Source organism: Aeromonas diversa CDC 2478-85 (assembly GCF_000819805.1).
GTDB lineage: Bacteria > Pseudomonadota > Gammaproteobacteria > Enterobacterales > Aeromonadaceae > Aeromonas > Aeromonas diversa.
Genome location: NZ_CDCE01000020.1, coordinates 119,374 through 140,989, shown reverse-complemented (window position 1 = coordinate 140,989; position 21,616 = coordinate 119,374). Strand labels below are relative to the sequence as shown.

Below are 21,616 nucleotides of genomic sequence, written 5' to 3'. Positions count from 1 at the left end.
AGAGCGGGGGGCATATGCCCCCCGCTCTATTGACGTGCGATTAACGCAGCAGGGAGGTGACCATACCGGTCATCTGGTTGGAGTTGGAGAGCACAGACATGCCCGCCTGCATCAGCATCTGGTTCTTGGTCATGCTGGTGCTTTCTGCGGCGAAGTCGGCATCCATGATGCGGCCCTTGGCCATATCGGTGTTCTCCTTCATGTTGGAGAGGTTGTTCACCGAGTGTTCCAAACGGTTGATGTTGGCACCGAAACCTGAGCGGGCTGCGCCGATATTGCCGAGCAGGGTATCCAGAGAGCCGATGGCATCCTTGGCTTTGGTTTGATCACCGATACCCGCGGCCACGTTGGTTTCCAGGGTACCCTTGCCAGTGCCCACTACCTCACCCAGGGCCTTCGCTACCCCTTCACCCGTCTTGAGCTCCAGTTTTTCATTAGCGCTGCCACCGATCTGGAAAGTGACCGCTGTATGGAACCCTTTGCCGCTCTCCAACAACTTCTGGCCACCGAAGGTGGTGTTGCTAGTGATGTTGTCGATCTCTTTTTTGAGCTCGCCAAACTCGGCATTCATGGCGGTGCGGTCGGCCGAGGTGGCGGTGCCGTTGGCAGACTGGGTGGCCAGATCCTTCATGCGTTGGACGATGTTGCTCATCTCATCCATGGCACCCTCGGCGGTCTGCATCATGGAGATGGCGTCTTGTGCATTACGCATGCCGACCTTCTGGCCGTTGGACTGGGCCTGCAAGCGGGTGGCCATCTGCAGGCCTGCTGCGTCGTCGGCGGCGGAATTGATGCGCATGCCGGTACCCAGGCGCTGCATGGCGGTGCTCAGCAACTTGTTGGTGGAGTTCAGCTGGTTTTGGGTAACCAGAGACGCATAGTTGGTATGAATAGACAAACCCATTTTCGATTCCTCATCAGTTCGGCCAAGGCCAGATTGTTCTCGTCAGGGTCTTAAAGCGACTGAGACAGGAAAAAAATTGAGCGCCATCTGTACGGAAATGAACGTTTTTTACCACGAAGCCCGTTCACGTTTAATGAGAAAGGGGGCTAATGCCCCCTTTAACTGTATCTGCCGATCACTTAACGCAGCAACGAGGTGACCATGCCGGTCATCTGGTTCGAGTTGGAGAGCACGGACATGCCCGCCTGCATCAGCATCTGGTTCTTGGTCATGTTGGTGCTCTCGGCCGCGAAGTCGGCATCCATGATGCGCCCCTTGGCCATATCGGTGTTCTCTTTCATGTTGGAGAGGTTGTTCACCGTATGATCCAGGCGATTGATGTTGGCGCCGAAGGAAGAACGCACGGTTCCCAGTGCCCCCAACAGGGTATCCATGTTGGTGATCTGCTGAGCAAAATTAGCAGCCGTCACCTTGGTCTTATCGTCAAAATCCGAGAGACCGGAAGTAACGGTAGCGCCACCGGCTGCGGTCTTCATGTTATTGATGGCGTCGGTTACTTTCTTCAGATCTGTTGAAACATTGACGGTGAGCTTCTCATTCTCGGTGCCGCCGATCTGGTAGGTAATGGCTGCAGCGAACTTGCCACCTGTGGCGTCGAGCAGTTTGGCTCCACCGAAGGTGGTATTTTTGGTGATATTATCCAGCTCTTCGGTGAGTGACTTCATCTCGGAACCCATGGCAACGCGATCTTCTTCAGTTGCGGTACCATTGGCACCCTGGGTGGCCAGGTCTTTAATCCGCTGAACGATGTTGGTCATCTCGTCCATGGCACCCTCAGCGGTCTGCATCATGGAGATGGCGTCTTGTGCATTACGCATGCCAACTTTCTGACCATTGGACTGGGCTTGCAGGCGGGTGGCCATCTGCAGACCTGCCGCGTCGTCGGCGGCGGAATTGATGCGCATGCCGGTACCCAGGCGCTGCATGGCGGTGTTCAGCAGCTTGTTGGTGGAATTCAGCTGGTTCTGGGTGACCAGGGATGCGTAGTTAGTGTGAATAGACAATCCCATAAATGCTCCTCGGCATGATTCAGAAGGCCGCGTGACGGCTCAAGTTTCGCTGCAGAAACGCGACCACATGACAAAAAAACTTGAGCACCCTTTTTCTCGTGGCGCACTTAGTGCAAGCTCAACCCCAAGCACTCCTCAGGAGCAAGTCATGCCCGTTATCACACAATTTATCCCTCGCTTTCGCAGCGCCTTTCAGTGCATAGGCCCGTCCTGTGAAGAGCACTGCTGCCAGGGCTGGACCGTGCAGATCGACAAGGCCACCTTCCGACTCTACTGGTTCAGCGATGACGAACGGATCCGGGCCACGGCACGGGGATCGCTAGAGAAGGTCAAGAAGAGCGATCACGACTGGGGGCGGGTGCGCCTCGACAGCCAGGGGGTCTGCCCCTTTCTCGACAGCGAGCGGCTCTGCACCATTCACAGCCGCCTCGGCGAGCAGGCACTGAGCGAGACCTGCAGCAGCTATCCGCGCTACACAGTGACCTTCCCCTATCAGCACAAGGAGAGCCTCACCCTCTCCTGCCCCCAGGCCAGCCGCCTGCTCCTGCTCGACCCTGAGGCCATGCTGATCGACACCCAGGATCAGCCGACCCTCCCCTTGCACCATTCGGTTCCCGAGCAGGCCTTGCGCCTCAATCAGCTCAGCTATCAGATAGCCTTGACCCACGAGCTGCCGCTGGAGCAGCGGCTATGGATCATGGGCATGCTGGTGTATCACGATGAGGGAAGGTCGTCTTACGAGCAGTTTCTCGATGAGTTGGTCGCCCTGGCAGGCAGCGGCCAGCTGCAGGCCATGTATGCCACTATCCCGGCCATGCCCAGGGTAAAGTGGTGGGCCCTGCGCACCCTGACCCAGCTGCTGCTGCAATCCAACGAACGCAGCGGCCGCGGCACCGTCATCATAGGGGAGTGTCTCGAGACCCTCTATGCCCTGCTCGATGGGGAGTACGACGAGGAGAAGATGGCCTTCTTCCCGCGAGTCTGGCAAGCGCAGGTCGCCCCCTTCCTGGCCGAGCGCCCCTATCTGCTGGACAACTATCTGCTCTACCAGCTCTACCACTTCAACTTCCCCTACCGCGCCGATGGGGTGATGGTGAATGCCTATCGCCTGCTGGTCGCCGACCTCTTCCTGCTGCGTAGCTACTTCTGCCTGCTGGCGCACCGGGGTGAACTGACCGAAGAGAAGGTGGTCAGCCTGGTCTATAGCTACCACGCCCGCCGTCAACACAATCTGGCCTTCGAGCAGCAGATCTGCGAGCAGCTGATCGAGACCGGGTTTGGCAGCGACATCACCCTCTATGCCCTGCTCGGCATCGCCTGAACGCAGCGGGCCTCCCGAAGGAGGCCCGCATTAAATATCGGCCAACGTGGACGGTCAGGTGAGCAGCGCCACCACCGTCTGCCGCGACACATTGGCCTGAGCCAGCAGCCCCGACATGGTGCCGGCGAAGCCCCCCTGGCGCAGCGCCCCGGTCAGCTCCTGCTGCAGGCTCTCGAGCTCACGCTCGTTCAACCCCTGGGCCTTGGCACGCACCTGACCCAACTGGGCCACCATCCGCTGCCGATACTGCTTGAGCTCGCGCATCGACTGCTCAATCTCGCTCAGCAAGCGCTTGATTCGGTTCTGCTCCTGGGCGATGTCGCCCTTGCCAAGCCCCTCTTGCAGCTCACCCAGCTCGCCCTTGGCCGCCTTGAAGCGCAGCGGGATCGGGTTGCCCGCCGGCACCCGCACCCCTTCTCCCGTCACCAGCACGGGCTCATCGAGCTTGCGCCGCAGTGGCTCGGGAATGCTTAGCTCCAGGCTCCCCTTGCCGCTCATGCGCGCCCGGATCTGCTCGTGTTTGAGCGCCTGATCGAGCCGTTTCACCACCGCCTCTCCTTGCGCACCGGCCGGGATATGCACCTCGGCCACGCCGCCGCTCAGGGGGAAGGAGAAACGCAGCCGCTCGGCGGTCGGCTTGGCCGAGAGCAGATCGAGAGGCTCGGTACCATAGCGCACCTGGCGGGTGGAGGCCGGTTGCAGCATCTTGGGCTTGAGCTCCGGGGTCAGCATGCCGCCGCTTTGCAGCTTGCTCTCCAGCCGCTGCAGCCGGTGTTGCAGTTCCTGTTGCTCTCCCTTCCCCTGGGCGAGCTGGCGCTCGAGGCGCTTGAGCTCGTTCCAGGTCTGACCGAGCGCCTTCTCGCTGTCCTGGGCCCGGGCGACACTCATCTGGGTGCGCCCCATCAGACTCCAACGCTCCAGCCGGCTCGCATCGATTCGTCCTTCCGCACGCCCTTGGCGCGCGCTCTTGCGCGAAGAGAGCACGCCCTCCTGGCTCGGGTGCAGGCGGGAGGACTCGGTGATGCCACTCTGTCGGGTTGGAGAGATCAACATGAATCGGGTCTCAGGGGATGTAGTTGAACAGGCTGAGGCTGTTTATCTTGGCGAAGGCCTGCTGCTGTACCTGCAGGGCCATCAGCACATGGGACTGTTGGGTCGCCGCCTCGGCATAATCCAGCGATGCTATCTGGTTGCTCACTTCCTTGCTATAGGTCTTCATCTCGGTATGCGCGGAATCCACTTGATCCAGCAGATTGACTCGGGCGCCGATCCGCCCCTGCATGGCCCCGATATCGTCCTGAAGTACCTTGCTGCGATCCAGCATGGCACCAGCCTGGGCGTTCACGCTGCCGGTCTCTGTCTCCAGCACCTTGATAAAGTCATCGAGCTGCTTGAAATAGTCACCGTGCGCGGTGAAGAGGCGATCCGCCGTCTCGTTGACCGTCACCATCACCCCCTTGCCGACCGCCACCTCGCGCGCCAGGGAATCTCCCTGATAGAGATAGCTGCCGGTGGCGGCATCCTTGACCAGGGTCTTTTTATCCACCTGGCTGCCGGCAAACAAGCTGGAGCCCGCCTCGTTGCGGGCATTGGCAAAGTCCAACAGACCGTCGCGCAGGCTCGCCAGCTCCTGCGCCACCCCTTGCCGATCCTCATAGGTCAGGCTACCAGTCGCAGCCAACTCGGTTAGATCGCGTGCGCGCATCAGCAGGTTGGTCATGCTGTCGAGCTGCACCTCGGCCTGGGAGAGCTGGGTCTTGGCGTTGAAGATATTCTTCTGATACTGCTCCATGGAGGCCTGCTCCTTCTGCAGGCCCAACAGGCGCACGCTGCCGATGGGATCATCGGAGGGCTGCAGAATTCGCTTGCCGGTCGCTATCTGGCGATCGAGCCGACCATATTCACGAAATCCCTGTTGCAGGTTGTCCAGCATGTTGATCTGGATCTGATTGGAACTGACTCTCATCGGAACTCCTTAAAACATCATCAGCAGGGCGTCGAAGAGTTGATCGGCCGTGCTGATCACCTTGGCGTTTGCCTGATACGCCTTGGTAAAGGCCATCACCTTCATCCCCTCTTCGTCCGAGTTGACGCCGCTGACGCTGCTCACCTTGGCGGTCAACTCCTTGTCGAGCTTGCGCTGGGAGTCGGCATCGGCCTTGGCCTGGCCACTGTGCACCGCCAGGCGACCGAGCAGGGCGCTGTAGGCGTCGTACTGATCGTCCTTGATAGTCAGCATCTCATGCAGGTTGCGGTTGTCACCGGGGCCACCGCCCGTCTTGGCGAAGGCCAGCTGCTCACCCTTGAAGCCATCGGCAACACGCAGGGTACCCGCCGGGTCGACGGCATCGTAGGTAAACATAGGTGCCCCCTTGGCTCCCGAAAGGTCCAAACCAATATCCTGCTTGGCATTGAATTCATCGGCCAGCTTGCCGGCTATCTCACCGAGCTTGGTACGGGTGGTTCGCAGCACGTTGTCGCGATAATCGATCACGCCGGCCATGCTGCCCCCATCCAGGCTGGGCACCTCGAAGGTCTGGGGGCCAAAGCTCAGGCTGAGCTTCTCACCCGAGAGGCTGAACGTGCTGCTGCTGCCACCCAGCACCAGAGGCTGCCCCTTGGGCAGACTCAGGTCATAGTCCCCGTTGGATTGACGGGTGACCCGGATCTCGACCAGGCCGGAGAGCTCGCGGATCACCTGATCCCGGCTGTCTTCCAGCAGCGCCGTGTTGCCCCCCTTGGCCGCCAGCTCACCGATCTCCTTGTTGAGGGCCGCCACCCGGCTCAGATAGCTGTTGGTCTGGGTCACTGAGGTGCCGAGCTGGTCGGCGATCTGCTTCTCCTGGCCCAGCAGGTTGCGATTGAGCTGATTGAAGCGATTAGCCAGCGCCGTGGCCGAGGAGACGACCTGCTCACGCTGGGCACTCTCCTTGGGGGCATCAAGCGCCGCATTGAGGGAGGCGAAGAAGCTGTCGAGCCCCAGGCTGATATTCATCGACTCGCTGCCGAGGATCTGCTCTGTAGTGTTGATGTACTGATGGTAAGCGTTGGCCCGGCCGAAGGCCGAGCCCGAACGCCACTGCTGGCCGACCAGATAGTCGTCGGTGATGCGCCGCACCCCGGTCACTTCGACACCGGCGCCGCTGTCGAGACGGCCGAAGCCGCCGACGCTGCCCATCATGGCCTCCTGCCTGCTGTAGCCAGGAGTGTTCACGTTGGCCACGTTCTGGGCACTGACATTGAGCGCGATCTGGGCCGCGTTCAGTCCGGAGAAACCAATATGGAGCAGTGACATCAGTCAGCTTTCCTCGTCTGCTTGAAGTGGAGCGGCTGGGTAAACGCCGCCAGATTCTCCGATCCAGAAGCGACCGCTGTGGCCGGATTCTTTAACGGCGGCTCGAGCTGGGCCACCATCTGACGGGTGAGGCCTATGCCGCCGCCCTTGACCAGCCCCATGGCCAGCTGGCTGTCGTACATGTCCCGATAGAGCTCGTTGCCCTTGATGAGCTTCTCATCCTCGTCCTGCAGGGCATCGCTGGCTGCCCGCATATGCTTGAGCACCGTCTGCAGAAAGGTTACCTCGAACTGACCGGCGGCCGCCTCGAGGGCGGCCCGCTGGTCCGGATTGCTCTTGATCTTCTGCAGCTCTCCTAGGTCCTGATAGAAACCGGGTTCGCTCCCTGTAATTCGTGTCATCAGATCACCACCAGTTCACCATCCAGAGCTCCCGCCTCGTCGAGCGCCTGCAAGATGGCCATGATATCGTCCGGGGTCGCCCCCAGTGAGTTAATGGCCTTCACGATCACCTCAAGCGACGTGCCCTCGGGCCAGACAAACATGTTATTGCGCTCCCGGTCTACCTGCACCTTGGAGTTCGGCGTGGTGGTGGTCTGACCGTTGGAGAAGGCGTTGGGCTGGCTCACGTTCTGGCTCTCGGAGATGGTCACCGTCAGGTTGCCGTGGCTCACCGCCGCCTTGTGTACCTTCACCTCGCTACCCATCACCACTGTGCCGGTGCGGCTGTTAAAGACCACGCGGGGACGCTCGCGTCCCATGTCGACCTGGATATCCTCGAGCAGCGCCATGAAGCCGATGCGCTGGCTCTCGTCTCTGGGTGCCTGCAACTCGATGCGGCCGGCGCTGACGGCGCGCGCCACAGGCCCCAGCTGACGGTTGACCGCCCGCTCCACGTTGCGTGCCGTCTTGAAGTTGGGCTGATGCAGATTGAGGATCACCTCGGGGCGGCTGGCAAAATTGGTCGGCGCCTCCCGCTCTATGATGGCCCCGTTGGGAATGATGCCGGCGGTCGGCACGTTGATGGTGACCGAAGAGCCAGACTGTCCCTCGGCCTTGACCCCGCCGACCACCAGATTGCCCTGGGCCACCGCATAGACCTCGCCGTCGATGCCGCGCAGGGGCGTCAGCAGCAGGGAGCCGCCACGCAGGCTCTTGGCGTCGCCGATGGAGGTGACGGTGACGTCCACCGTCTGCCCCTTGCCCGAGAGGGCCGACAGGGTCGCCTGTACCGAGACCGCCGCCACGTTCTTGAGCTTGGGATCGAGATCCTCGGGTAGCTGAACCCCAAATTGCTTGAGCATGTTGGCCATGGACTGCCCGGTGAACTTCACCTGGCTGCGATCCCCGGTGCCGGAGAGGCCCACCACCAGACCGTAGCCCACCAGCTGGTTGGCCCGAATGCCCTGCACATCGGCAATGTCGAGCAGGGGACGGGTGCGCACAGCGGCCGTCGCCAGCAGTGGCAGCAACAGGAAGGGGAGGAGAAGCCAGTTACGCATCGAGATCCTCACAGGGGGGAGAAGGTGGAGTTGAAGAAGCGATTGAGCCAGCCCATCTGGTTCGCATCGGCCAGGGCGCCACGACCGGCATAGGTGATGCGGGCATCGGCGATGCGCTGGGAGGAGATGCGGTTACCCTGATCGATATCCTCCACCCGCACCATGCCACCGAGGCGCACATACTCATCCCCCTGGTTGAGGCGGATCCACTTCTCGCCCCGAATAGCCAGGATACCGTTGGACATCACCTCGGCCACGGTCACGGTAATGGCACCGGAGAGGGTGTTCTGCTGACTCGAGGTGGCCGCACCGTCGAAGTCCCGCTCCGCCGAGTATTGAGCACTGATATCCTTGAGCACCTTGTTACCGAAGGTGGGCACCGGCATGTTCATGCTGCTGTTCTTGTTGGTGGTGGTGTTGGCCTTCTTGCTCGACTGGGTACGTTCATCGAGCATCACAGTCAGGATGTCGCCGACCCGATAGGCACGCCGGTCCTGAAACAGGGTCATCATGGTGTTCCCCTGAAACAGGCTGCCATCCTCCCCCTCGGGCTGGGGAGGCAACTTGGGTCTGGCGGGTGCCCAATCCTGATCACCCGGCTCCGGCGGCGTCAACTCATAGGTGGCGCAACCGGCCAGCAGCAGGGCGAGCAGGCCGCTGGCGAGCAGTGCATGGAGCCGCTTCATCATATGGCCTGGGTAATAAACTTGAGCATCTGATCGGCGGAGGAGACCACCTTGGCGTTCATCTCATAGGCGCGCTGGGTGGTGATCATGTCGACCATCTCCTCCACCACGTTGACGTTGGAAGCCTCCAGGGTGTACTGCTTCACCGCCCCCAGACCATCCTCGCCCGGTACCCCTTCGATGGGCTCGCCGGAGGCGCCGGTGGCGCGATAGAGGTTACCTCCCAGGGCCTCAAGACCAGACGGATTGGAGAAGTTGGTCAGGGTCATGCGCCCCAGCTCTACGTTGTCCTGCTGCCCCGGCACGGTGGCGCTGACGGTACCGTCGGCACCGATGGCAATGCGGGTCGCATTCTCGGGGATCTCGATCTGCGGCACCATGGGCAGGCCGTCGGAGTTCACCAGTTGTCCCTCGCCGTTGCGGTGCCACTGACCGTTACGGGTATAGGCGGTCTCGCCATCCGGCATGGTTACTCCGAAGAAACCACCGCCCACGATGGCGATGTCGAGCTCTTGCCCTGTGTTCTGGAAGTTGCCCGGAGTGAAGACCTTCTGGGTCCCCACCACCCGCACACCGTTACCCATCTGGATGCCGGTCGGGGTCAGATTCTGCTGGTCTTGCTGGGAGCCCGGCTGACGCTGGACCTGATAGAAGAGATCTTCGAAGGCCACCCGGTCGCGCTTGAAGCCGACCGTGTTGACGTTGGCCAGGTTGTTGGATATGGTGGCCATCTTGGCGTCTTGCGCCGAGAGACCCGTCTTGCTCACCCAGAGTGCTGCGTGCATCTATTGTTTATCCTTCGCTGGAGTCAGGGCCATCAGCCCTGACCGGAAATGAGTCTAGCCCCTTGCCGGGCCTGATCGTCGGCGCTCTTCATCAACTTGACCTGCAACTCGAAGTTGCGGCTCAGCGACATGGTGTTGATGAGCTCGTCCACCGCGTTGACGTTGGAGCCTTCGAGAAAACCTGAGGCCACCGCCACCTGTTCGCTCGCCTCCGCCTCGCCCCCCTGGCGCAGGCGAAACAGGCCATCCACCCCCTTCACCAGCTCACCCAGCTCAGGGTCGACCAGCTTGAGGCGCCCGACCTCGAGGCGCGCCCCCTGGCCGAGGGGGACGATGGAGAGGGTGCCATCCTTGCCGATACTCAAGGAGCGGTGGGGCGGCAAGACCATCTCGCCCCCCTCACCCTGCACCGGGCGGCCGTTGACCGTCAGCAGGCCATCGGCGTCCAGCTCGAGGTTGCCGGCCCGGGTATAGGCCTCCTGGCCATCGGCGGTCTGCACCGTGAAGAAGCCGGAGCCGCGCACCGCCACATCCAGGGTGCGATCCGTCTTCATCAGGGCGCCGGCGGCAAAGTTGGAACCCGCCTGCTGCTCCTTGGCCAGCACCCGGCTCGGCAGACCATCTCCGCCCACCGAGTAGGCAGAGACCCGCTCGAAGTCGGCGCGAAAACCCGCCGTGTTCACGTTGGCCAGGTTGTTGGCCCGGATCTGCTGGGCCATCAGGGTGTGCTGGGCCCCGGACATGGCGGTGTAGATCAGTTTCTCCACGCCTTACCCCTTAGAAGCTGTTGAAGAGGACCTGGGTCATCTTGTCGGCCGAGCTGATGCTCTTGGCATTGGCCTGGTAGTTGCGCTGGGCCGTCATCAGCCCCACCAGCTCGCTGGAGATATCCACGTTGGAGCTCTCGTAACCGCCCGTGGCCAGGGAGCCCAGGGTGCCGGTCCCCGGCGCGCCCATGACCGGCTGGCCGGAGCTGAAGGTCTGCACCCAGCTGGTGTTGTCAGACTGCATCAGGCCATCTGGGTTGGTGAAGTTGGCCATCACCACCTGACCCTGCTGCAGACGCTGGCCATTGGTGAACATGGCATAGACGCCGCCCTTGTCATCGACACTGACGCCGGTCAGCTCGCCCGCCCCATAGCCATTGGACTGGTTGCGGGTCACGTTGAAGTCAGAGCCATATTGGCTCAGCTTGCTCAGATCGACCTCCAGCTTAATCGGATCGGCACCGGGAGGAGCCAGGTCCAGCTTGGGGGGGAGAACAGCCGGTGTACCAAAGTCGATGGTGCCATCCGGCTTGAACTTCAGTGGTGTGGAAAGAGCGGCCGCAGGCGTTCCCGTTTCCATCACCTTGCCATCGAAGGTGTAGTTAATCTGCCACGCATTGTCCCCGGTCTTGACGAAGTACTGGGTCAGGGAGTGCTCGATGCCGAGGGAGTCGTAGACCTTGCTCGACTGGGAGAAGTTATAGGTCTCCGCCTTGTTCGGGTCGAAGGGGGTGACGGTGATCTTGCTGGCATCGGCCTTGAGGTTACCGACAAACTCGAGCTTGTCCGACGGCTTGGCCGCCAGGCTGGCCGAGCTGACCTGGATATCCCCGACCACGCCGGTCTGCAGCTGGCCGTTGGCACCGATGCCGTAGCCCTGCAGGCGCTTGCCCGAGATGTTGGAGACCAGATAGTTGTCGGCATCCTTGCGGAACATGCCGGCACGGGTGTAGCTGGTCTGGCCGTTGGCATCTTTCAATACGAAGAAGCCGTTGCCCGAGATCGCCATGTCGAGGGGACGACCGCTCCTGAGCACATCGCCCTTGCGATCGAAGTTTTGCGAGACGTTGGCGACTTCCACACCGCCGGCCTGGCCGCCGCTGTAGATGGCGGCGAACTCGGCGCGGCTGGCCTTGAAACCTGCGGTGCTGGCGTTCGCCACGTTGTTGCTGATGACGCTCAGCTCCTGGTTGACGGCACGCAGGCCGCTCAGACCGATATTAAAAGACATGGTAGTGCTCCTGTGTGCCGTTAGGCGGCGCCCTTGCCGAACTGGATGGCGCTAAAGAGGGGGACATCGCCAAGCCCGGCGACATGCAACATGATTTGACCATCGCTGTTGAGCGCAACCCGCTCCACCTCGCTGGCCAGATAGTGGCGAGCGCTCATGGGCTTGCCGTCGACCTTGGCGGTCACCTCGAAGCGGTACTGACCCACAGGCAAGGTCGGGAGATCGTAATCCAGCGTGCCCGCCTTGCTCTGCCCCCACTGCTTGCCGGCCACCACCTGACCGTGCTGGTCATAGACCTTGAGCACCACGCCATCGGCGCCTTGGGGCAGCTCAATCTGACCGCGCAGCGGCTGCTCTTTGGCCAGGGTCATGCGCTCGCCCGGCACCATCACCTCCTTGCCGATGAGGGCGGTGCTGGAGAGCACCTGTGACGACTCCTGCATGGCGATGTTGCGCTGCTGCATCACCTTGAGGCTCTCGACCCCCTCCACCATGCTGAACTGGGCCAGCTGGCTCACATACTGGGTACCGTCGAGGGGGTTGAGCGGATCCTGGTTCTGGATCTGCGCCACCATCATCTGCAAGAACTCGTTGCGCAGGGGGAGACCGTTTGCTCCCGTGCTCTGGCCGGTGCCGTTGGCCGCCACCTGCTCGCTCTTGCCGCTCTGGCTGGTACTGCGCGCCGAGTCGAGGGCGCTTACACTGGCGAGGCTCATACGCCCTGCCCCAGACGCAGCAGACCCTGCTGCATGCTGGCGATACGGTTCATCACCTCGACCGAGGTCTCGAAGCCACGGGAGGCACTCATCATGTCGGCCATCTCTTCCACGGCGTTGACGTTGGAGTAGTAGACATAGCCCTGCTCGTCGGCCAGCGGATTATCGGGCTCGAGGCGCTTTTGCACCTCCCGATCCGACTGCACCACCCCGGCGATGGAGACCTCGGCCGCCCCCAGGCCGCCACTCTCCTGCACCCGCTTGTAGAGGGTGGAGAAGACCGGCTTGATGGCGCGAAAGGCCTCGTCCTCACTGCCCGCCACGCTGTCCACGTTGGCCAGGTTGGAGGCGACCGTGTCGAGGCGGACGGTCTGGGCACGCATGGCGCTGCCCGCGATGTCATAGATACGATTGAACGACATGATCAGCGTCCCTCTATGGCCTTGGCGATACCGCTGATCTTCATGTTGAGGAAGGTCAGGCTGGTCTGGTAGTCCATGGCGTTGTTGGCAAACTTGCCCTGCTCCACCCCGAGTTCCGCCGTGTTGCCATCTTGTGAGGGCTGATAGGGGATGCGGTAGAGAGGATGATCCACTTCGCTCATGGCAAAGTTGTCCATCTGACCGGCCGATACCTGGTCGGCCACACGGGAGAGGATCGCCTTGTAGTCGAGATCCCGTGCCAGATAACCCGGTGTGTCTACGTTAGCCAGGTTGCCGGCGATGATGCGCGCCCGTTCGGTACGCACCTGCAAGGCATAGGGGTGAACCCCGAGGGCTTGGTCAAATGAGATGCTCATCCTTCATCCTGTGGTTGCATGGCTGGGTGGCGATGCCTTAAACAAGAGTCATGCCAGCTTGCATCATGGCGTATAATGGGCCCCTTACCGGCCCCCATTGGCCACGGCGCCATGAAAGAGGAAGTCCTGTTTCCGATGAGGAAGTACCTGCTTGCCCTGCCCTTGCTGCTCGCCTGGCCGGCGCACGCCACCCTGGAGCAGCTGCTGCTGGACGATGCCCGTGCCGAGCTCGAGCGCTATGGCCAGAGTCAGCACTGGCCGACCCCCGAGAGCCAGTTTCAGGTCTGGGTGGCGCCAGGCGCCAGCGAGCTGCCCCCCTGCAAGCAGCCCCTGATGCTGGAAGCCGGCGGTCAGTATCGCGAGCCGTTTGGTCGCCGCCCCTATCTCATCCGCTGCGGCGATCCGGTCTGGAGCCTGCGCGGCCGGGTCGAGGTGCGCGTCACCCTGCAGGTGTGGCGGGCGGCGCGAGACATTGAGCGGGGCCAGCCGATCGGAAACGGGGACCTGGTGAGCAAGCCGGTCGAGGTGAGCCGCCTCTACCGCGGCTTTATCCCCGCCAACCGCCCCCTGATCGGAGAGCAGAGCAGCCGCAAGCTGCGTGCCGGCCAGCTGATTGGCGAGCTCGATCTCAAGGTGCGCCATGCGGTGGAGCGGGGTCAGGAGGTGATCATCCGCGCCGGCAGCGAGGGGTTTAGCGCCTCCATGCGCGGCGAGGCCCTGCAGGATGGGGTGGTGGGCGAGGCCATTCGGGTACGCAACCTCACCTCCGGCAAGGAGGTGCAGGCCTGGGTGACCGGGCGGGGGGAAGTGGAGACCCGCTTCTGAGGGGAAATGAGATGGCGCTCGCCTAAAGTTATGGGAAAGAGCGGTCGCTTTTCAGTGACAGGACAACAGGAAGCATCAGTCTATGAAGATTCAACGAACCGACGGCGCCCTCTTTCACGCCGCCCAGCCCCGTAAGCAGGAGAGCCTGCCGGGTACGCCCGCCGCTGCCGCCCCACGGGCCCAGGCCGAGATCAGCGTCGAGGCGCAGGGGCTCGAGCAGGCACGCCAGCGCATGCAGGATCTCTCCGACGTGGACATGGACAAGGTCCAGCAGATCCGCCAGGCCATCGCCGAGGGCAAGCTGACCCTGGACATGGAAACCCTGGGACGCGCCATCGTCGATCTGCACCGTAAATGACCCCGCGTCAGCGTCTCCAGACCCTGATCCAGGGGGTGCAGCAGGATCTCGGCCGCTATCAGCGGCTCTGTCAGCTGCTCGACGAGCAGTATCAGCTGCTGGGCACCCATGACGTTGAGGGGCTGACCCGCTTCAACCTGACCCTGACCGGGCTGATGGGCGAGGTGCAACTCTCGGCCCAGGATCGCTGCCAACAGCTGCGCGCCTTCGGGCTCGAGCCGAACCAGCAGGGCATGGCCCGCCTCATCGGCCGGCTGCCCGAGCCGGTGCAGCGACGTCTCTCCCCCCAGTGGCTCAGGCTCGAAGAGCTGCTGCTCCAGTGCAAGCAGCGAAACGAACGCAACGGCCGTCTGCTGGCCGGCCAGGTCGAGACCATACGCCAGCTGCTGGGCCAACAGGAAGCCTACCCGGAGCCGATGCCCTGAGTCACTCCCGGCGCAGGAAGCGCTGGGTGGCCAGCTCGTCGAGCTGGCGCTGGGTGGCCAGCTCCTCCCGCTGTTTCTGCCCCTCTTCGCGGCGTGAAAGCAGCTGCTCCAACCCCTTCACCCGACCAAACTGATGGCGTAACGCCTCTTCATGACGCTCCAGCTCGAGTCGGGCCAGGGCGCTCTGCTGCACCTGATGCTCGAACAAGCGGCGCACCTGCTGCCCCATCTGCTGCTGATTCTGCCACAGCAGGGGATGAGGCTTGGCGGGAGGGCGGGCGAGCTCGCCAAGCACGCCCTGCAGACGCAGGGCGCGCTGCTCCTCCCGCTCGGCCTGCGTACGCAGGCGCTGACGCTCCTCCCCGAGACGGGAGAGGGAGTCCTGTTGCAAGGTGAGATAGCGTTTTAGCATCAGCCGGCCACCTGCCTGAGTTGTTCAACCACACCACCGAGGGGCGAGGCCTCGTGGATCCCCTGCTGCAAGAAGGCGGCAATCTGCGGATAACGCTGCACCGCCTCGTCCATCTGGGGATCGGCGCCGGCCTGATAACCGCCCAGGGGCAACAGCTCGCGCACCTGCTGATAACGGCCCCAGTGTTGCCGGGTTCGCACCGCCGCCTGCAACCAGTCGGGGGCGACGATCTGGGTCATCACCCGGCTCACCGATGCGCCTATGTCGATGGCGGGATAGTGCCCCTCCTCGGCCAGACGGCGGGTCAGCACTATGTGGCCGTCGAGAATGGCGCGGGCCGCGTCGACCACGGGATCCTGCTGATCATCCCCCTCGGCCAGTACCGTATAGAAGGCGCTCAGGCTGCCCTGGGGGTGTATCCCGTTGCCGGCCCGCTCTACCAGCTGGGTGAGCAGACTGAAGACGGACGGGGGGTATCCCCGGGTGGCCGGCGGCTCGCCGATGGCCAGGGCGATCTCGCGCTGGGCCTGGGCGTAGCGGGTGAGCGAGTCCATCAGCAGCAGCACATCCTGCCCCTGATCGCGGAAATGCTCGGCGATGCGGTGGCACACCTGGGCCGCCCGCAGCCGCATCAGGGGCGATTGATCGGCCGGTGCCGCGATCACCACGGCCCGGGCCAGCCCCTCGGCTCCCAGGCTGTGTTCGATAAACTCGCGCACCTCGCGTCCCCGCTCGCCGATGAGCCCCACGACGACGATCTGGGCCGTGGTGTTACGAGTCATCATGCCGAGCAGCATACTCTTGCCCACCCCGGAGCCGGCGAACAGGCCAAGCCGCTGCCCCTTGCCCACCGTCAGCAGGCCATTGATGGCGCGCACCCCCACGTCGAGGGGCTCGCTCACCGGGGTTCGCAGCAAGGGATTGGGGGGGAGATTGAAGAGGGGAACCGGGGTGCCGGCCGGCTCGAGAGGGCGACCGTCGAGGGGAGACAGGGTGCCATCGAGGACCCGGCCCAACAGATGCGGGCCTATGTGGACCGTCTCTTCCCCCTCCAGAGGCAAGACCCGGGCCCCCGCATAGAGGCCGCGCATGGGTTCAAGCGGCATCAGATAGGCGACGTCGCGGTTAAAGCCCACCACCTCGGCCATCAGGCGGTGCTCCCCGGCGGCCTCGACCTGGCAGCGCTGGCCTATCACCAGCTGACAGCCAACCACCTCCAGGGTGAGACCGGTGACCCGCACCAGCCGGCCGTAGCGGCGAAACGGCGCCACGCTCGGCAGCGCCTCTTCACCGAGCCGTTCGAGGGCCTGTTGCAAGGCGTCATGCATGAACGCCGTCCAGCACCTGCGCCACCTGGGCGAGGCAGCTATCGATGCGCTCGTCGGTGCGCGCCTCGATCACCGCGGCGAGGCACTCGACCCGGCAGTCACCGACCGAGAGCGCGGGATCGGATTGCAGCGGCCACCCCTGGCACTCGGTCATGCCCAGATCGGCCAGCCGCTGACGATCCTCCTCGCAGAGGAAGATGGTCACGCTCTCCTGCCCGGCCGGCAGACCGGCGAGGGCCTGCTCTACCTGCAGCAACACCTGGCTCGGGTTGAGGGTAAATTCGGCCTGGATGACCCGGCGCACGACCTGGGTCACCACCTGAGACAAGAGGTTCTTTTGAGCATCGAGCTTCTCCCGTGCCAGGGCACTGAGCTGCTCCTGCAAGGCCGGGAAGGGACGCAGCGCCTCGTCGAAGCGGGCCTGCCCCTCGGCACGCCCCTGCTCAACCCCCTGCTGGTAGCCAGCCTGGAATCCCTGCTGGTGTCCCTCCTGGTGGCCGCACTGACGCCCCTGCTCCAATCCATCCTGATAGCCCTGCTCCAGTCCCTGCTCGACCCCTTGCCGGTATCCGAACTCGAACTGGGCCTGCTGGCTCTGCTCATCGCCCTCCCCCCGCAATGGCGGGAAGCGATAGAGACGGGTCGCCCCGGGGGCCAGCTTGCGCAACTTATGACTCATGCCGCCCTCCTCAGCTCACCGTTGGCTCTTCGAAGAGCTGATATTCGAGCTCGCCTTGCTCCATCAGCTCGCGTACCAGCTGCATCACCTCTTCGCGGGCCTGTTCGACCTTGCGCAGAGAGACCGAGCCCTGATCCTGGATCTGGGCCTCGAGAGACTGGGCCATCCGCTTGGGCATGGAGGAGAGGATCGCCTTGCGCAGGGGCTCTTCGGCCCCCTTGAGGGCCACCGCCAACAGCTCGGGCTGCAGCTCCTGCACCAGGCGCTGCAGGGTGTCGTCGGACTGGCGACGCAGGGTGGCGAAGTCGAACATGTTCTTCTCGATCTCCTTGGCCATGTCGAGGTCGAACTCGCGCAGCTGCCCCAGCATCGCCTCCTTGTTGCCCTGATAGCGGTTGAGGATGTCGGCGGCCTGCTTCACCCCGTTCACCTTGGCACCGGACTGCTCTGCCACGAAGGTGAGGCAGCGATCCAGGGTCAGACGCAGCTCACCCAGCACGTGCTCGCTCACCGAGGTGAGGTTGGCGACCCGCAGCAGCAGATCGTCGTGCACGGGGGCCGGCAGAGCATCGAGCACCGCCGAGGCCGTCTGGGGCGGCAGGAAGGCGAGCAGCACGGCCTGCATCTGCGGGTGCTCGTTGCGGAAGAAGCGGGCCAGCACTTCGGCAGGTACCCACTGCAGGCGCTGAATATCCTGACTCACGGAGTCACCGTAGAGGCTGTCGAGCAGGCTGCGGGCCAGCCGCTGGCCCAGGGCCAGATCCAGGGTCTGTTCCAGGTATTCCCGCGAGGCGCGGCCGATGCCGCTGTGCTCACGGTAGTCATAGAAGAACTGTTGCAGGGTCCAGCGCGCCTCGTTGGAGCTGACGCTCGGCATGTTGGCCATCCGACCGATGAGGCGCTGCACCTCATCGCGGGAGAGCTTCTGCATCACCTTGGCCGCAGCCTCGGTGCCCATGCTGAGCAGCAGGATGGCGGCCTTCTCGAGGTTGTCGATGTCGATATCGACCGCCGCCTGATTGAAATTCATGTTATTCATCGCCACTCACCCATGCCTTGATCACCTCGGCGACCCGATCCGTATCCTTGTCTACCAGCAGTTGCAGATGGCGCAGCTGCACCTCGAGCTCGGAGCCCGGCTCCGGCAGGGCGGCGAGATCCAGCTCGTCAAGGCTGTCCTTGGCCTCCCCTTCATGGCGGATCAAGCCATTGCCCAGGTTCGGCGCCTCCAGCTCATCCACGGCGCGGCGCTGATGGCCGATCGCTCCGTTGACCTGCTCCTCAGGTTCTTCGCTCTCCTCTTCGTCCAGCACGGCGTCGGGGTTATGAATGCGCACCAGATGCTTGACCAGAGGACGAATGCCGAAGATGACCAGTACCAGACCCAGCAGGCCACCCACCAGATAGCGCAGGGAGTTTTGCCAGGCCGGCGACTCCCACCAGGTGGATTCGGGCGGTGCCACCAGCACCTCCTGGCTGAAGGGGAAACTCTGCAGGCTGATGGCATCCCCGCGCGGGGCGTCGAAGCCCACCGCCCGCTCGACCATCTGGCGGATCTGCTCGAGCTGACCCTCATTCCACCCCTCTTTGGGGGCGACCTGGCTGTTGAGCAGCACAGAGACGTTCAGCTTCTCGACCCGACCCTGTTGATAGCGGGTGTGGGTCACGGAGCGGCTGTTTGAGTAGCTCTTGCTCTGCTCGCTACGCTCGCTGCGCGAGTCGTTGCTGCGCGCCTGCTGCTCGTTCCCTTGCGCGGGTTTCTTGTTGGCAGGGGTCTCGGGAGGGCGGTTGGAGAGGGCGCCGGGGATCCCCATGGCGAGCGCATCGACACTCTTGTCGAACTTGCTGCTCTCCTGGGTCACCACACCGTTGGGGTCGATCTGCTCCTGAGTCTCCTCCACCGTGCTGAAGTTGACATCGGCGGCGACCTGCACCCGGAAGTTGTTGCTGCCCAGCATGGGGAGCAGCATGTCGTTGGCCCGCTGACGGATGTACTGCTCCAGCTTGCGCACATAGTCCATCTGCTGGACGCTCAGCTTGCCGAAGAGCATCTTGTCGCCGCTCTCGCTGGTGAGCAGCTGACCGGTCTGATCCACGACGGAGACGGCACTGGGCTTCATGCCGGAGATGCTGCCGGCGACCAGGTTGGTGATCGCCTCCACCTGACCCGCATCCAGGCTCTGACCCGGAATGAGATCGAGCATGACGGAGGCCGTGGGTTTCTCCTCGTCACGGCCGACGAAGAGGGTACGCTTGGGAATGGCCAGGTGGACCCGGGCACTGCGTACCGAGTCCAGCGCTATGATGGTACGCGCCAGCTCCCCTTCCAGGGCGTGGCGATAGCGCGCGCCCTCCATGAATTCGCTGGTGCCGAGTCCGGTGACATTGCTGAGCCCCTCCAGACCGGCGGGCATGGCGGCGCGCACGCCGCGGGCGGCCAGGGCCATTCGCACCTGAGCCAACTGGTTTTCCGGCACCAACACCTGACCCGAGCTCTTCTCGAGACGGAATGGCACCTGCTCCTTCTCCAGCAGCTCCATGATGTTGGCGGTGTCATACAGCTCTTGCTTACCGTAGAGCGGCACATAGTTCTGGCTGGAAGTCCAGAGGATGATGACGATGGTGCCGGCGACGATGGCCGCCAGCAGGGCGATGGCCAGCACCGACTTGTTGTCGCGCGAGAGCCTGCGCCAATTCTTGAGACCCTGTTCCAGACGCTGACGCAGATCGGGCTCCTGCCCGGTGGCAGGCATGTTGTTTACCAGTTCACTCATGGATCACCCTCAGAGCGGCATGCGCATGATGTCATCGAACCCGGTCATCAGCTTGTTGCGCACCTGCATCAGGGCGGAAAAGCTGAGGCTCGCCTTCTGGCTGGCCACCATGGCCCCCACCAGATCGTCGCTCTGGCCCGCATCGACGGCACTCACCATGCGTGAGGAGAGGTTCTGCTGGGCATTGACCTGGTTGATCACATTGCGCATGGCACCACCAAAGGAGAGATCAGGGCCAACGCCGGACAAGGACTGCTCGGGCTGAGTAGCAATTCGCTCCATCTCCTGCATCCGATTCAGCAGGGCGACCTGGGAGGTCATCATCTCGATCTTCACGCTCTCTTCCTTATTGTTGAGTCTGCAGGTCTATGTCGATGCCCTGTTCGCGCATGGCCGCCAGCTTGTAACGCAGGGCGCGGGTGGTCATCCCCAACGCTTCGGCGGTACGCGCCCTGTGGCCATCGAAACGGCGCAGGGTCTCCAGCACATAACGGAACTCGGCCTGTCGGCGTGCCTCGGTGAGGCCGTCCGCGGCAGACGGCTCGCTCTCGCGCGCGACGACGCCCGGGAGCATCAGATCGGCGGGCTGAATATGCAATCCTCGCGCCATAATGAGAGCCCGCTGAATCACATTTTCCAGTTCGCGGACATTGCCCGGCCAGCGATAGCTCTGCAGCTGCAGCGAGGCCTCCCGACTGAAGCGATAGCCCGGCTGGGGAGCGTGGCGCGCCAGAAAGTAGTCGGCCAGAGGGAGGATATCCTCGGGGCGATCCCGCAGGGCCGGCCAGCAGAGGGGCAACACGTCGAGGCGATAGAAGAGATCCTCGCGAAACTCGCCGCGCGCGACCAGCTCGCGCAGATCGCGGTTGCTGGCGGCGATGATGCGCACATCCAGCGGGATGATGCGGTGGCTGCCGAGGCGCTCCACCTCCCGCTCCTGCAGCACCCGCAGCAGTTTGGCCTGCAAGGGCAGAGGCAGCTCGGAGATCTCGTCAAGCAGCAGGGTGCCCCCGTTGGCGGCCTCGAACTTGCCGGGCTGCGCCGCAACGGCGCCGGTGAAGGCCCCCTTGGCGTGACCAAACAGGATAGATTCGAGCATAGACTCGGGGATGGCGGCGCAGTTGATGGCGACAAACGGCTTGTCGGCGCGATCCGACATGCCGTGGATGTAGCGGGCCAGACACTCTTTACCGGTACCTGACTCGCCAGCGATCAAGATGGAGGCGGAGGTCTTGGCGGCGCGGCGGGCAAGCTGTAACAGCTGCTGGCTGATACGAGACACGGCGATGAGACCGGGCTCGCCCTGATCGAGCAGGAGGGCTCCCTGAATGGCATCGGCCAGTTGGCGCGCGCTGAAGGGCTTGATGACATAGTCGGCAGCGCCGCAGCGCATCGCCTCGGCCACGGCGGCGCCCTGCCGTTCGTTGGCTGCCACCATGAGGCGCCCGGAGGGGAGCGCGGCGACCAGGGCTCTGAGCTGGTGGCTGCCGACATCGGGATAGCAGTCCAGATCGAGCACGACGAGATCGCATGGATGCGCAGTCAACCAGCTTCTGGCCTGCTCGATGCCGGGAACATGAGTAAAGTGGACCCGGGCGAGTTTAGTCACCTCGGGGGCGGTGAAGGCCGTCTCCTCCTCACTCCCCACCCAGAGCAGGGAGGAATAGGAGACGAACGAGGACTCACTCTGCAAGAGTGCGCCATGATGCGTGTAACCGTGCATAAAAAATGGAAACCCTG

25 protein-coding genes are annotated in these 21,616 nt (G+C 63.2%); 4 read left to right on the top strand and 21 right to left on the bottom strand.

The features are described from left to right. Nucleotides 1–40 precede the first annotated feature (40 nt). Both lafA (BN1121_RS05540) and lafA (BN1121_RS05535) read right to left on the bottom strand, forming a co-directional pair. The gene (lafA, locus tag BN1121_RS05540; RefSeq protein ID WP_005355810.1) at nt 41–904 is read right to left on the bottom strand and encodes a lateral flagellin LafA; all 864 of its coding nucleotides are present in this window, start codon (nt 902–904) and stop codon (nt 41–43) included. 179 nt (nt 905–1,083) lie between these two features. After that, entirely contained in the window at nt 1,084–1,974 is an 891-nt protein-coding gene (gene lafA, locus BN1121_RS05535) for a lateral flagellin LafA (RefSeq protein WP_005355812.1), read from the bottom strand. A 148-nt stretch (nt 1,975–2,122) separates the two neighbouring features. Between lafA (BN1121_RS05535) and fliB the strand changes: the two genes are divergently transcribed. Continuing rightward, nucleotides 2,123–3,295: a flagellin lysine-N-methylase gene (fliB, locus tag BN1121_RS05530; RefSeq protein ID WP_005355814.1), complete on the top strand. Its 1,173-nt coding sequence runs from the start codon at nt 2,123–2,125 to the stop codon at nt 3,293–3,295. A 54-nt stretch (nt 3,296–3,349) separates the two neighbouring features. On the opposite strand, the gene BN1121_RS05525 is transcribed toward fliB, so the two are convergent. The 12 genes from BN1121_RS05525 to flgB are packed head-to-tail and all read right to left on the bottom strand — an operon-like array spanning nt 3,350 to nt 13,075. Further along, nucleotides 3,350–4,348, bottom strand: coding sequence for a hypothetical protein (locus BN1121_RS05525; RefSeq protein ID WP_005355816.1), 999 nt, complete (start codon nt 4,346–4,348; stop codon nt 3,350–3,352). A gap of 10 nt (nt 4,349–4,358) precedes the next feature. Continuing rightward, nucleotides 4,359–5,261, bottom strand: a complete 903-nt coding sequence (gene flgL, locus BN1121_RS05520; RefSeq protein WP_005355818.1) for a flagellar hook-associated protein FlgL — start codon at nt 5,259–5,261, stop codon at nt 4,359–4,361. Nucleotides 5,262–5,270: 9 nt separating this feature from the next. Next, nucleotides 5,271–6,590 (bottom strand): flagellar hook-associated protein FlgK, encoded by a 1,320-nt coding sequence (gene flgK, locus BN1121_RS05515; RefSeq protein ID WP_005355820.1) that lies wholly within the window; start codon nt 6,588–6,590, stop codon nt 5,271–5,273. Then, a complete protein-coding gene (locus tag BN1121_RS05510; protein WP_005355823.1) occupies nt 6,590–6,991 on the bottom strand; it encodes a rod-binding protein in 402 nt (133 codons plus the stop codon). The genes flgK and BN1121_RS05510 overlap by 1 nt, the downstream gene beginning before the upstream one ends. Then, the gene (gene fgIL / locus BN1121_RS05505; RefSeq protein WP_005355826.1) at nt 6,991–8,091 is read right to left on the bottom strand and encodes a lateral flagellar basal body P-ring FlgIL; all 1,101 of its coding nucleotides are present in this window, start codon (nt 8,089–8,091) and stop codon (nt 6,991–6,993) included. The genes BN1121_RS05510 and fgIL overlap by 1 nt, the downstream gene beginning before the upstream one ends. 8 nt (nt 8,092–8,099) lie before the next feature. Then, nucleotides 8,100–8,777, bottom strand: a complete 678-nt coding sequence (gene flgH / locus BN1121_RS05500; RefSeq protein ID WP_005355829.1) for a flagellar basal body L-ring protein FlgH — start codon at nt 8,775–8,777, stop codon at nt 8,100–8,102. Then, the gene (gene lfgG / locus BN1121_RS05495; RefSeq protein WP_005355831.1) at nt 8,777–9,562 is read right to left on the bottom strand and encodes a lateral flagellar basal-body rod protein LfgG; all 786 of its coding nucleotides are present in this window, start codon (nt 9,560–9,562) and stop codon (nt 8,777–8,779) included. The genes flgH and lfgG overlap by 1 nt, the downstream gene beginning before the upstream one ends. Nucleotides 9,563–9,594: 32 nt before the next feature. Further along, nucleotides 9,595–10,329 carry a lateral flagellar basal-body rod protein LfgF gene (gene lfgF / locus BN1121_RS05490; protein ID WP_005355834.1) on the bottom strand — a complete coding sequence of 245 codons (735 nt, stop codon included), beginning with the start codon at nt 10,327–10,329 and terminating at the stop codon, nt 9,595–9,597. Between the two features lie 10 nt (nt 10,330–10,339). Continuing rightward, on the bottom strand, nt 10,340–11,560 hold the full coding sequence (flgE, locus tag BN1121_RS05485) for a flagellar hook protein FlgE (RefSeq protein WP_005355837.1): 1,221 nt from the start codon (nt 11,558–11,560) through the stop codon (nt 10,340–10,342). Between the two features lie 20 nt (nt 11,561–11,580). Then, entirely contained in the window at nt 11,581–12,276 is a 696-nt protein-coding gene (locus BN1121_RS05480; RefSeq protein ID WP_005355839.1) for a flagellar hook assembly protein FlgD, read from the bottom strand. Next, nucleotides 12,273–12,698: a lateral flagellar basal body rod protein FlgCL gene (gene flgCL, locus BN1121_RS05475; protein ID WP_005355843.1), complete on the bottom strand. Its 426-nt coding sequence runs from the start codon at nt 12,696–12,698 to the stop codon at nt 12,273–12,275. Before flgCL ends, BN1121_RS05480 begins: the two co-directional genes overlap by 4 nt. A 2-nt stretch (nt 12,699–12,700) precedes the next feature. Continuing rightward, the gene (gene flgB, locus BN1121_RS05470; RefSeq protein WP_005355859.1) at nt 12,701–13,075 is read right to left on the bottom strand and encodes a flagellar basal body rod protein FlgB; all 375 of its coding nucleotides are present in this window, start codon (nt 13,073–13,075) and stop codon (nt 12,701–12,703) included. 135 nt (nt 13,076–13,210) lie between these two features. On the opposite strand from flgB, the gene flgA reads away from it, so the two are divergent. The 3 genes from flgA to flgN all read left to right on the top strand — a co-directional run bounded on the left by flgA (nt 13,211) and on the right by flgN (nt 14,683). Then, nucleotides 13,211–13,900, top strand: coding sequence for a flagellar basal body P-ring formation chaperone FlgA (flgA, locus tag BN1121_RS05465; RefSeq protein ID WP_005355862.1), 690 nt, complete (start codon nt 13,211–13,213; stop codon nt 13,898–13,900). Nucleotides 13,901–13,982: 82 nt separating this feature from the next. Next, nucleotides 13,983–14,258 (top strand): flagellar biosynthesis anti-sigma factor FlgM, encoded by a 276-nt coding sequence (gene flgM, locus BN1121_RS05460; RefSeq protein ID WP_005355863.1) that lies wholly within the window; start codon nt 13,983–13,985, stop codon nt 14,256–14,258. Further along, nucleotides 14,255–14,683: a flagellar protein FlgN gene (gene flgN / locus BN1121_RS05455; protein ID WP_005355865.1), complete on the top strand. Its 429-nt coding sequence runs from the start codon at nt 14,255–14,257 to the stop codon at nt 14,681–14,683. Before flgM ends, flgN begins: the two co-directional genes overlap by 4 nt. 1 nt (nt 14,684) lies before the next feature. Here flgN and BN1121_RS05450 read toward each other — a convergent pair whose 3' ends face one another. From BN1121_RS05450 to BN1121_RS05420, 7 genes are read right to left on the bottom strand one after another with little or no spacing between them, the layout of a single operon-like run. Then, nucleotides 14,685–15,095, bottom strand: a complete 411-nt coding sequence (locus tag BN1121_RS05450; protein ID WP_005355866.1) for a flagellar FliJ family protein — start codon at nt 15,093–15,095, stop codon at nt 14,685–14,687. Next, complete coding sequence (lfiI, locus tag BN1121_RS05445) at nt 15,095–16,423, bottom strand: lateral flagellar FliI-like assembly ATPase LfiI (protein ID WP_005355868.1); 1,329 nt, start codon at nt 16,421–16,423, stop codon at nt 15,095–15,097. Before lfiI ends, BN1121_RS05450 begins: the two co-directional genes overlap by 1 nt. After that, nucleotides 16,416–17,102: a FliH/SctL family protein gene (locus tag BN1121_RS05440; protein WP_005355870.1), complete on the bottom strand. Its 687-nt coding sequence runs from the start codon at nt 17,100–17,102 to the stop codon at nt 16,416–16,418. Before BN1121_RS05440 ends, lfiI begins: the two co-directional genes overlap by 8 nt. A 10-nt stretch (nt 17,103–17,112) precedes the next feature. Further along, nucleotides 17,113–18,141 carry a lateral flagellar motor switch protein FliGL gene (fliGL, locus tag BN1121_RS05435; protein ID WP_051067529.1) on the bottom strand — a complete coding sequence of 343 codons (1,029 nt, stop codon included), beginning with the start codon at nt 18,139–18,141 and terminating at the stop codon, nt 17,113–17,115. After that, nucleotides 18,134–19,876, bottom strand: coding sequence for a flagellar basal-body MS-ring/collar protein FliF (gene fliF / locus BN1121_RS05430; RefSeq protein ID WP_005355881.1), 1,743 nt, complete (start codon nt 19,874–19,876; stop codon nt 18,134–18,136). Before fliF ends, fliGL begins: the two co-directional genes overlap by 8 nt. A 9-nt stretch (nt 19,877–19,885) precedes the next feature. After that, the gene (gene fliE / locus BN1121_RS05425) at nt 19,886–20,212 is read right to left on the bottom strand and encodes a flagellar hook-basal body complex protein FliE (RefSeq protein ID WP_005355883.1); all 327 of its coding nucleotides are present in this window, start codon (nt 20,210–20,212) and stop codon (nt 19,886–19,888) included. 10 nt (nt 20,213–20,222) lie between these two features. After that, nucleotides 20,223–21,599 carry a sigma-54 dependent transcriptional regulator gene (locus tag BN1121_RS05420; RefSeq protein WP_005355888.1) on the bottom strand — a complete coding sequence of 459 codons (1,377 nt, stop codon included), beginning with the start codon at nt 21,597–21,599 and terminating at the stop codon, nt 20,223–20,225. Nucleotides 21,600–21,616 lie beyond the last annotated feature (17 nt).

Bases quoted from the DNA above. Each gene is read 5' to 3' on its own strand.
- lafA (WP_005355810.1), bottom strand. From the start codon at position 904: ATGGGTTTGTCTATTCATACCAACTATGCGTCTCTGGTTACCCAAAAC.
- lafA (WP_005355812.1), bottom strand. From the start codon at position 1,974: ATGGGATTGTCTATTCACACTAACTACGCATCCCTGGTCACCCAGAAC.
- fliB (WP_005355814.1), top strand. From the start codon at position 2,123: ATGCCCGTTATCACACAATTTATCCCTCGCTTTCGCAGCGCCTTTCAG.
- BN1121_RS05525 (WP_005355816.1), bottom strand. From the start codon at position 4,348: ATGTTGATCTCTCCAACCCGACAGAGTGGCATCACCGAGTCCTCCCGC.
- flgL (WP_005355818.1), bottom strand. From the start codon at position 5,261: ATGAGAGTCAGTTCCAATCAGATCCAGATCAACATGCTGGACAACCTG.
- flgK (WP_005355820.1), bottom strand. From the start codon at position 6,590: ATGTCACTGCTCCATATTGGTTTCTCCGGACTGAACGCGGCCCAGATC.
- BN1121_RS05510 (WP_005355823.1), bottom strand. From the start codon at position 6,991: ATGACACGAATTACAGGGAGCGAACCCGGTTTCTATCAGGACCTAGGA.
- fgIL (WP_005355826.1), bottom strand. From the start codon at position 8,091: ATGCGTAACTGGCTTCTCCTCCCCTTCCTGTTGCTGCCACTGCTGGCG.
- flgH (WP_005355829.1), bottom strand. From the start codon at position 8,777: ATGAAGCGGCTCCATGCACTGCTCGCCAGCGGCCTGCTCGCCCTGCTG.
- lfgG (WP_005355831.1), bottom strand. From the start codon at position 9,562: ATGCACGCAGCACTCTGGGTGAGCAAGACGGGTCTCTCGGCGCAAGAC.
- flgE (WP_005355837.1), bottom strand. From the start codon at position 11,560: ATGTCTTTTAATATCGGTCTGAGCGGCCTGCGTGCCGTCAACCAGGAG.
- BN1121_RS05480 (WP_005355839.1), bottom strand. From the start codon at position 12,276: ATGAGCCTCGCCAGTGTAAGCGCCCTCGACTCGGCGCGCAGTACCAGC.
- flgCL (WP_005355843.1), bottom strand. From the start codon at position 12,698: ATGTCGTTCAATCGTATCTATGACATCGCGGGCAGCGCCATGCGTGCC.
- flgB (WP_005355859.1), bottom strand. From the start codon at position 13,075: ATGAGCATCTCATTTGACCAAGCCCTCGGGGTTCACCCCTATGCCTTG.
- flgA (WP_005355862.1), top strand. From the start codon at position 13,211: ATGAGGAAGTACCTGCTTGCCCTGCCCTTGCTGCTCGCCTGGCCGGCG.
- flgM (WP_005355863.1), top strand. From the start codon at position 13,983: ATGAAGATTCAACGAACCGACGGCGCCCTCTTTCACGCCGCCCAGCCC.
- flgN (WP_005355865.1), top strand. From the start codon at position 14,255: ATGACCCCGCGTCAGCGTCTCCAGACCCTGATCCAGGGGGTGCAGCAG.
- BN1121_RS05450 (WP_005355866.1), bottom strand. From the start codon at position 15,095: ATGCTAAAACGCTATCTCACCTTGCAACAGGACTCCCTCTCCCGTCTC.
- lfiI (WP_005355868.1), bottom strand. From the start codon at position 16,423: ATGCATGACGCCTTGCAACAGGCCCTCGAACGGCTCGGTGAAGAGGCG.
- BN1121_RS05440 (WP_005355870.1), bottom strand. From the start codon at position 17,102: ATGAGTCATAAGTTGCGCAAGCTGGCCCCCGGGGCGACCCGTCTCTAT.
- fliGL (WP_051067529.1), bottom strand. From the start codon at position 18,141: ATGAATAACATGAATTTCAATCAGGCGGCGGTCGATATCGACATCGAC.
- fliF (WP_005355881.1), bottom strand. From the start codon at position 19,876: ATGAGTGAACTGGTAAACAACATGCCTGCCACCGGGCAGGAGCCCGAT.
- BN1121_RS05420 (WP_005355888.1), bottom strand. From the start codon at position 21,599: ATGCACGGTTACACGCATCATGGCGCACTCTTGCAGAGTGAGTCCTCG.